2 protein-coding genes are annotated in these 3,274 nt (G+C 56.9%); one reads left to right on the top strand and one right to left on the bottom strand.

The window, feature by feature from the left end; genetic code table 11:
• A partial coding sequence (locus tag K5905_RS30370; RefSeq protein WP_297591443.1) for an autotransporter domain-containing protein occupies positions 1–2,591 on the top strand: 2,591 nt, incomplete at its 5' end.
• A gap of 183 nt (positions 2,592–2,774) precedes the next feature.
• Here K5905_RS30370 and K5905_RS30375 read toward each other — a convergent pair.
• Positions 2,775–3,274 (bottom strand): DUF808 family protein (locus K5905_RS30375; RefSeq protein ID WP_297591445.1); only part of this gene is annotated, 500 nt, incomplete at its 5' end.

Below are 3,274 nucleotides of genomic sequence, written 5' to 3' on the forward strand. Positions count from 1 at the left end.
ACCTGTCGGACGTTCAGAGCGACCTCTACTTTTCGTTCACCGTAGGTGGACAGAATGGCGCTTCTGGCAACGGAGGTATCGTCACAGTAGACAACACAGACACCACAATCACGACTTATGGGGCGCAGTCATCCGGTATTTTCGCCCAAAGCGTCGGCGGTGGTGGCGGTGCCGTCATCGGTGGCATCGAGGACGCGAACGGCGATGCCGTTATGGGAGGGTCGGGTGACAGTTCCGGCGATGGCAGCAATGTTAATGTCACGCATAGCGGTTCGATCACGACGGCTTATACAGCCGATTCCGGCTACAATATCGCTTCCTTTGGTGTTTTCGCCCAAAGTGTCGGCGGCGGCGGCGGTTATGCCGGCTCGGTTCAATTCGGCGGCACAGCCAATATCGGCAGTGATCTGACGGACATGTCGTCAGACAGCGATACAAGCGGTGACGGCGGTGATGTAACTGTCCAATATGTTGGCGACATCCACACTTACGGAGGGGCTTCTGTCGGCATCTTCGCCCAGAGCGTTGGCGGCGGTGGAGGTGTCGCAGGTCAGGCCGATGCAAGCGGAACCCTGAGTCCGGAGGTTTATATCGGCAATGGCGGCGGTGAAGGCATTGGGGGTGTCGTCCATGTCCGTTTTTCCGACGGCTCGATCTACACCGATGGTGCTGGTGCACACGGTATCTTTGCCCAGAGCGCGGGCGGTCCGACCGTCTCCGATGTGGCCACCACGAAGGTAAAGATCGAGGTCGACGGCAATGTCTCGGCAACCGGCGCCGGATCTCACGGAATATTTGCCCAGAGCATTGGCGAAGGTATGGGCAAGATTTCAATTGAAATCGAGTCCGGTGCCACGATTACGGGTGGCGATACTGCGGTCTTCACCGATGCCGAGGACGGCGCCGGTGTCTTTTTCAAGGACGGCACCAGCGGCACTTTGACCAATGCAGGTACGATCACGTCTGTGCTCGGCTATGAAGGGGTCGCCATCAACGTCAAGGACACCTCTGTCACAGTCGTCAATGACGGCGTCATCACCGGCCAGTGGCTGAAGGCCTCGTCCATTTTTGCGACCAACAACGAAGGCGCGACCATCAATATGGGTGCGCTGATGGATGTCGACAGCCTGACCAACAGCGGCACGCTGGCAATCGGGTCCACCAACACCGTGTCGCAAACGGTCATTACGGGCGACCTTGTCCAGACAGACACCGGGCAAATGTTGTTCAGCTTCAACCCCGGCGCCAGCGACACCGATGAACGCGCTGACCATCTGACCATAGACGGAGATGCAGATATTGCAGGGGAAATCGTCGTTTCCCTGGAAGACGACTGGACCCCGTATACAGGTGAGCAAACCGTCGATCTTATTTCCGTGAGCGGGAGTTCCTCGCTTGTCGACACAGCGGTCGTGGAATCCACCGTCGGCCAGTATTCCGTCGATGTCATCGGCAACGAGGTCTATTTCACCAGCGATATCGATTTTGCCAACAGCAACGCGACCAGCAATACCGGCTCCAACCAGTCGAGCACCGCCAGCCACCTTCAAAAGCACTATTCCAGCGGTTCAGGCAGCAGCACATACCTCGGCAATCTGATCCACATCAGCGATCAGGACGTCTATGCAAGTGCACTGTTGACGCTGGACGGAAAAGTTCTGACGGATTCGCAGGTGACTTCTCTCAATTCCTCACTCCGCTTCAAGGACCAGCTGCTGAGCTGCCCGCAATATTCCGGCGCTGACAAATTTCTCGACCTGGGCACCTGCACCTGGGCAAGAGCGGGCGGTGACGCCTATTACTATGACGGCCATGACGGCAATATCGGCTTTGACAGCAAGGGCTACCAGTTGGCAGCCGGTGCGCAATACGAGCTGGAAAACGGCCTCGTGATCGGTGGAGGCTTTTCCTACGATCAGAGGTGGATCGATGTTCCGGACGCCGATGCCAAGAGCAACGGCTATCAGCTTCAACTCGGTGCGACAGTCAAAAAGTCGATTGCGGATCTGGAACTGGCCGGCGCGTTTGCAGCGGGTGTCGGCAAATATGACATTACCCGCAATCCATACATGGCCGGTACTTCTTCCGGCGACCAGACGATCTGGAATTTTTCCGGGCAGGTTCGTGTTGCCTATCTGCTGGGTGGCCCGGACTGGTTCGTCAAACCCCAGATCGGTCTCGGCTATGACTACATAATCCAGGAAGACTATCGCGAATCCGGAGCCTCTCATTTCAACCTGTTTTCAGATCAGCAGGAGGAATTCTATCTCTCCGTTCAACCCGCCGTCGTGGTTGGAGCAGAGTTGAAAACAGATATGGGGGCGTTGATCCGACCAAAACTGAAGCTCGGATTGACCCACTTCCTGACCGATGCCAACCCGACCACCAACAGCGGTTTTGTCTCATCAAGCCATCTGGACAGCAGTTTCAAGTCCACCACCGATCTAGACAAGACCCGGCTGGATATCGCTGCGGAGATCGACCTTCTGATGGAAGACAAGGGTTGGAACCTCAGAGCCGAAGTGGGTGCAGGCTTTTCGGAAAACGCCCAAGGCTACAATGGCGGGTTGAAACTATCGATCCCGTTCTAATGTTGATTCTGACGCGATCAGATCACGGCACCCGCAAAAACTCGTCCAGAGCTTTGTCTGTGTCCTGAGTGGCCGTTCCGTTAGAGCTGCAGCTCGCTCCAGGTGCCGGCGACTGCAGGCATCCTTGTAGGTCGCCATTTTCCACTTCGTCTTCACCTACAAACTGAACGTGATACCGTGTCGTTAATGCCCGCCAACCTCACCGGGCTTCTTGCGCACGGAATTCCAGATCGGCAGCAGGACCTTGGAGACCACGGGGATCAGGATCAGGCCGAGGATCAACCCGAAAATGCCGTCCAAAGTTGCCGTTCCGAACCAGGCGATCAGGCCTTCGAGCTGACCGATGGCATGGGCAAGGCTGTGCGCCAGGTCGTGGATGGTACCGTAAAGCCCGCCGAACCCGAGCACATTCAGTCCATGTATGACAATGGAACCGCCGACCCAGAGCATTGCCGCGGTGCCGATCGTCATCAGGATTTTCAGGAAGCCGGGCATGGCCTTGACGATCCCTCGTCCGAGGGCGCGGATGGCAGAAAGGTGACCTTTGGCGGACATCATCAGGCCGAAATCGTCCGCCTTGACGATCAGAGCCACCGAACCATAGACCATCACCGTGATGCCGACGGCAACGACGGCCAGCGTCGCGGCTTCCATCCAGATCGTACCTTCAGGGATTTCTGCAA

Source organism: Roseibium sp. (assembly GCF_025698965.1).
GTDB lineage: Bacteria > Pseudomonadota > Alphaproteobacteria > Rhizobiales > Stappiaceae > Roseibium.